Source organism: Allocoleopsis sp., from assembly GCF_036703385.1.
Taxonomy (GTDB): Bacteria; Cyanobacteriota; Cyanobacteriia; order Cyanobacteriales; family Coleofasciculaceae; genus Allocoleopsis.
The window spans coordinates 1-5,434 of record NZ_DATNPA010000756.1; the positions used below are offsets into that span (position 1 = coordinate 1).

At 47.7% G+C, this 5,434-nt stretch carries 7 protein-coding genes; 3 read left to right on the forward strand and 4 right to left on the reverse strand.

Annotated elements, in window-relative coordinates:
* Window positions 1-154 precede the first annotated feature (154 nt).
* Both V6C93_RS35450 and V6C93_RS35455 read right to left on the reverse strand, forming a co-directional pair.
* Window positions 155-997 carry a Uma2 family endonuclease gene (locus tag V6C93_RS35450; RefSeq protein ID WP_333481396.1) on the reverse strand — a complete coding sequence of 281 codons (843 nt, stop codon included), beginning with the start codon at window positions 995-997 and terminating at the stop codon, window positions 155-157.
* Between the two features lie 252 nt (window positions 998-1,249).
* Complete coding sequence (locus V6C93_RS35455) at window positions 1,250-2,485, reverse strand: DUF4336 domain-containing protein (RefSeq protein ID WP_333481397.1); 1,236 nt, start codon at window positions 2,483-2,485, stop codon at window positions 1,250-1,252.
* 160 nt (window positions 2,486-2,645) lie between these two features.
* On the opposite strand from V6C93_RS35455, the gene V6C93_RS35460 reads away from it, so the two are divergent.
* Together V6C93_RS35460 and V6C93_RS35465 are read left to right on the forward strand one after the other, a co-directional pair.
* Complete coding sequence (locus V6C93_RS35460) at window positions 2,646-3,449, forward strand: endonuclease/exonuclease/phosphatase family protein (RefSeq protein ID WP_333481398.1); 804 nt, start codon at window positions 2,646-2,648, stop codon at window positions 3,447-3,449.
* Complete coding sequence (locus V6C93_RS35465) at window positions 3,446-3,880, forward strand: hypothetical protein (protein WP_333481399.1); 435 nt, start codon at window positions 3,446-3,448, stop codon at window positions 3,878-3,880. The genes V6C93_RS35460 and V6C93_RS35465 overlap by 4 nt, the downstream gene beginning before the upstream one ends.
* Before the next feature lie 415 nt (window positions 3,881-4,295).
* On the opposite strand, the gene V6C93_RS35470 is transcribed toward V6C93_RS35465, so the two are convergent.
* Entirely contained in the window at window positions 4,296-4,568 is a 273-nt protein-coding gene (locus V6C93_RS35470) for a DUF2442 domain-containing protein (protein WP_333481400.1), read from the reverse strand.
* Window positions 4,531-4,785: a DUF4160 domain-containing protein gene (locus V6C93_RS35475; RefSeq protein ID WP_333481401.1), complete on the reverse strand. Its 255-nt coding sequence runs from the start codon at window positions 4,783-4,785 to the stop codon at window positions 4,531-4,533. The genes V6C93_RS35470 and V6C93_RS35475 overlap by 38 nt, the downstream gene beginning before the upstream one ends.
* A 205-nt stretch (window positions 4,786-4,990) precedes the next feature.
* Here V6C93_RS35475 and V6C93_RS35480 point away from each other — a divergent pair, with 205 nt between their 5' ends.
* The gene (locus V6C93_RS35480; protein WP_333481402.1) at window positions 4,991-5,242 is read left to right on the forward strand and encodes a hypothetical protein; all 252 of its coding nucleotides are present in this window, start codon (window positions 4,991-4,993) and stop codon (window positions 5,240-5,242) included.
* The last annotated feature ends 192 nt before the right edge of the window (window positions 5,243-5,434 follow it).

Here is a 5,434-nt window from a genome sequence, read left to right on the forward strand (position 1 = left end):
TAAGCATTCCCACTTATCAAGTGAGGGTAGTTGAAGGTAGAGTGCAGGTATCTGTCTAAGTTGGTGAGATAATACGAGAAAAAGGGAGCGATCGCTGATAAACTGCAAGCATGACGATGCTGAAGTAAGGAGCGATCGCTCTATTCCATTCAATTCAGCTTTGATCGTTCAAAAACCTCTCAGGGTCAATTCCTGATTCTCGAAGTCGCTGCATCAAACACTCTAACTTAGATTCCGCTTGTTCAGCTCGCTGTCGTTCCTGTTCTGCCTGAGTAAGAATCCAATTACCTTGAGCGTCATACCAACGCAACCACAAACGCTCAATGCATTGATACTCTCCTTGCCATAAACCCAAGCCTAACTCTAACTCAGGCATCCATACTCTTGGTTCCTGTAACTCTAACTCTTGGTAACGTGCTCCGTCCTGTTTAAACGCTTGTAGCCGATTGGTATAACGACTAAAAACTACATAATAAGGAATGCGTAAAATCTGCTCGTAAACCTCCCATTTTCGCGGAGGTTTATTCTCACTCTGAGGCTCAATCGCTTGCCTATTGTCTACAACTTCCTCAGATTCAGGTGGCAACTTTTCCTGAGCAATTTCCCCTAAGTCTTCTTTTTCCGTCCCTGGAGAGAGCAATTCCACAACTACAAACGGATTGATTCCCTCTTGCCAAACCACGTAAGAAAGGCGCATATCGACATCATCATAAAGTCGAGGCACGCCTACAACGCCAAACCAATCCGGTCGCTTGTACCATTGAGCATGGCGCACGTCATAGTAAAGGTTCATGTCGCTGGCACTGAACACCCGCGAAGGCGGATAGTGTGGAGGACAGAACGCAAGGCTCAAGAATTGCGCTTGCAAGTCATGGAATTCATCGGGCAAACCGGGTTCCTCCAGATTTTCACTGGGAAGATCGTACATGGTGGGCAGCGTTTCTCTGGGCGATAAGGGCGGATTGGTTTGAGGAACGGGGTATTTGACCGGAAACATAGACTCTGAGGGAATGCTGGCTCTATGTTAACAGTACGCTGAGTCTGAAAAAGCCCAACTCTTTGCGACCGTTGTTGAGACTTGGCAGTAAACATTAACTTACGCCGAATAAGATTCATGGTTAAGGAGAGTGATCGCTCTTAAGTCGTGCCAGAAGCATCTCAAACCAAGCGAGGAATTGGAAACTGCAATTGTCAAAGGACAACTAATTGAAATTTATCGTTGCCGTAATCCTTATTACCGCCTTACACTTTATTCTTTCGCTGGCGATGTAATGCCGCGCTTAGTCAAGTGCTCTTCCAGCTTCCTCATGAATTCAAAATCCTCCTTAGGTAGAGGCTGACTTCCACTTACCGATGTGTTCTCACCTATAGAGGGCTTCTTCTCAAGGAAGGTGAACGCCTGCCGGAACTGATGCGGCCCTACCTCAATGGGCGCGTCAAAGTGGCAAGGAATAATCCGCTCAAAATACCACTTCGCCACCTTGTCCGCCCAGTCCAGTACGTCCCTCGGCGCTTGGTTGAAAATAAACGTCTGTAGAATCGGTGCCACAAACGGACGCCCACCCCCTCGCAGCGCATTGAATGACAGCTTCCAGTCAGTCTTCCATCGGAACGGAAACAAACCGAAATACGCCTTCCTCGATCGCTCCGGCGCTTTGAGGGCATCGCGAAATGCCTTCCCCAGTCCAATCGTCTCCAAGGTGCTAGGACGAAAGTACAACGCAAACAGCGATATGCGCTGCCATCCCTTGCGGCGATTCGCCTCAGTGTCTTCAACCACGTCAAATGCATTGTCTCTAGCGTGGAACAGCAAGGGGTAGGGGTCAAGTTGGACAATCTCTGGTGGCTTTTCTGGTACAGAAAGTACTGAATCTGTTACTAATAGAGTGCGCGATCGCTTATGCAATAATGCCACTTCTTCAAAAGAACCTCGTCCGAGATCAATACTCAGTACCTCGTAGTCAAACTCATCCCCAAACGGGGCATCACCGCTAGCCTCCGGGAGTACGTGAGTTCGTTTCATGGGGAAGCCAAGCCAAGCCAGCGGCAAATTCAGCGGGTAACTCCACTGGTTGGCAGTCACAAAAACCTGTGAAGCAGGAAACTGTCGGGCGAAGGGGCCAACGAAGACTTTGTGTTCTAAGCCAGAGGCGGTTGGCAGGATGATGTATTTCACGCCACCATGCTTCGCCTCCAACTCCTTAACCAGCCGGATACACTCTTGTGTCGGCGCGACTGGCGCGTAGACGAGAAGCCCCCCTTTTTCGAGCTTAACGACACTCATACGAATCGGTACGACGGTGTAGAGGATGCCCTGCAACTGGTCGAACGTCCAGATGGTGTCCTGAACGACTTCTTTGCGAAGGGTTCGCCGCTTACTGTAGGGGTAGAGTGGTACAGCCAGCCAGAACCGCCATGACCAGTCCCCAGGATTGATACTTGCACAATCCTGTTGCTCTTGTCCAAGCGACTGTGTTCTCAACATGTGCGCCTGGTGCGCTTTCTTAAGTGGTTCTGTCCACTCCACGACTCCCTCCCTAATTCCCTAAGCTCAACGCATGTTTTGATCTAATCGAAAGATGCTGGAGTTTAGCATTAAACTCTAGACTGAATGCTTTTGTCCGAACCTGGGAGCGTATTGCCAAGTGGTCAAAGTCGTCACGATCAACATTCTGTTTGAAATGGAAAAATGGGCGCAGCGACGCGAACTTTTGGTGGAGGGTTTGGTAGCTCAACAAGCAGATTTAATCGGACTACAGGAGGTGAAGCTTCCAGAAGACAACAGCGCTTGGCTAGCACAGCAGCTTAATATGCCTTACGTGCAGCTACTACCCTATCAACAAGACGATAGAGGTTTCCTCTTTTGCGGAGGGGCAATTCTCAGCCGTCATCCCTTCACGCGACAGGACACTCTGGACTTGCAAACTCAGGGACGAGTAGCGCAATATGTGCAGGTGGAAGTGGACGGTCAGCCATTGGTATTTTGCAACGGGCATTATTACTGGTATCCTGGCCCCAGCCCCGAACGGGTAAAGCAGGTGCAGTTGCTTCTTGAGTGGTTGGGTAAGTTACCACCCGATATGCCAATCGTGGCAGTCGGTGATTTTAACGGTATGCCTGAGACACACGCGATCGCACTGATGCGGGAGCAATTTACCTCAGCTTACGCAGCATACCACGGTCATGAGCCGGAATACACCTGTCCCACACCCTTAAAAAAACGACGCAGTTGGTACCGCAGGCTGGCCAAATATCTAGTCAACGTGTGGATGAACCGCACCTTACGACCTTGGCGCGGTACCCTGGACTACGTGTTTATCAACCAGCACCTGCGTGTACGTAATTGCCAACTCATTCTCACCGAATCGGCACCCAATGACCGTACTCTGTACCCCTCCGACCATTTTGGTATTGCTGCTGAACTTGAAGTAGTGAGATATTCATCTTGAGTGAAGAACAAAAGCTGATTGAAAAACTACAACGCATTGAAGCTTTGTTCGCGGGTGCAACGACAAAGGGGGAAAAGGTTGCTGCTGCCAACGCCTTAGAGCGTATCCGTGAAAAACTTCAAGACGTTCAAAAACTCGATCCACCAGTGGAATATAAATTCACTTTAACGGATATGTGGTCAAAGAAGCTGTTTTTGGCATTGTTGCGTCGCTACGGCATTGAGCCTTACCGCTATTACCGACAGAAGCATACTACTGTCATGGCTCGCGTTCCTGTCAGCTTTGTGAACGAAACTCTTTGGCCAGAATTCCAAGAACTGAATAAGGCTCTCCGTTCTTATCTGGATGAAGCAACCGATCGCGTAATTACTACTGGTATTTATGCCGACAGTTCCGAAGCTGAAATTAGACAGGAACTTCTCTCCGATTGAGATTTTGGACTGGTGAGCGATCGCTAAAGCTGCCGTTACAGATTTGATTTCAAGCGTTAACTCTAGAAAGCTAAAATCGTTAAGATACACTCATTATATCTACTCTTTCAATCATGATTATTTCGTTAGATCAAGAAACTAAGAAAATAGGCGTAAGTTTTAAATCTAAATAAATTTATAATCCTCCAATAGAAATATAGTGTTTTCATTTGAGATGTAAAATAACAACCCTTGACACATAAGGCTTTTAGCGCTTTTGCTGTTCACGAATCCTTTGAAAATACTATACTTCGACCTGCAAACAGCGTAATGGTAAAACCACATTCACTGCACATGATTTGGCCGTAAGACTCGCATTATCTGCAAATGAAATCACAAGAAACATAACAGATTGGGCGATCGCAAAGCTCAAGGTTTAACTAGCAGATAAGCTTTGCCTCGGAGCAGGAGCACCTCGTAACATACCTTCTGTACTTAGATCCTCATCTATCTCCTCCCAGTGAATACCGTAACCCCCACCGCTTACTTTCCACTGCGATCGCTGTTCAGGTGTAGCGTTAAGCAATCTTGGATACCAAACCAGAGGCACAGTAATCGTTCGACCATCCATCAAATCGACACTAATTGTCTCTTCAGTAAAGCGAACATCCTTAACTCTCTCGTCCGCTCGAATCGCCAAAATACCCATACCAAGCCTCCAATAGCCTTTCGCGATTTTCCTGTACCATCGACTGCAATTTGCGAAGCTCTTTGGCACTAAAACCAATGTTATTTGCCAAGCTAACTGATTCTAGCCAGAATTTAGCCGATGAATCATCGCGGTCAATATGTACATGCGGTGGCTCATTTGGTTCATGACTGTAGAAGTAGAAACGGTACGCACCTATCCTTAAAACTGTTGGCATATCTCAAGATTACATAAAAACCCCAGAATCTAATTGCATAATTATCGCCCCTCCTAGCCAGCAGAGTGTTACTGGAGCGCTCGCCTACGGCACCAGCAAAGCTGATCGCTCCTCACTCGACAGCCCAGTTCTAACAGGTTGTTACAATGGGTGGACTAGGAATTATTTCTAGGTTTTCAGTTGGCAGGTAGAGGAAAGCAGACTCATGACAATCACCGTGACTCTTAGCCCAGAAGCAGAGGCAAAACTCCTTGAGAAAGCTGCCAGACAGGGAGAAGATGTCGCAACTGTTGCCGCTGAACTGCTAGCTAGTGTACTGGAGTGGGAAGCACAAGACTACGAAGAAGCTGTAGAAGGCATCCAGCGTGGATTAGACGATTTTGAGGCGGGACGGTTCCGTTCTTTTGCAGAGTTTGCAGAAGAACAACGCTGTAAGTACAATCTCCCAACCAATTGATGAAATACCGCATTGCAATAAGGATAATTTCCCTCAATGCGATCTGCGAAGCGCAGCAGCGCTAGGCTAACGCCTCGCTTCGCTAACGCTATCGCTTCGTGAGACATGGTCAAAAAAGCGCATCTCCAACCTTACCTGACAAGCAGCGAACTGAAGTCCCGCTACTTCGGTTGCTCAGATCGAGTGGAATGA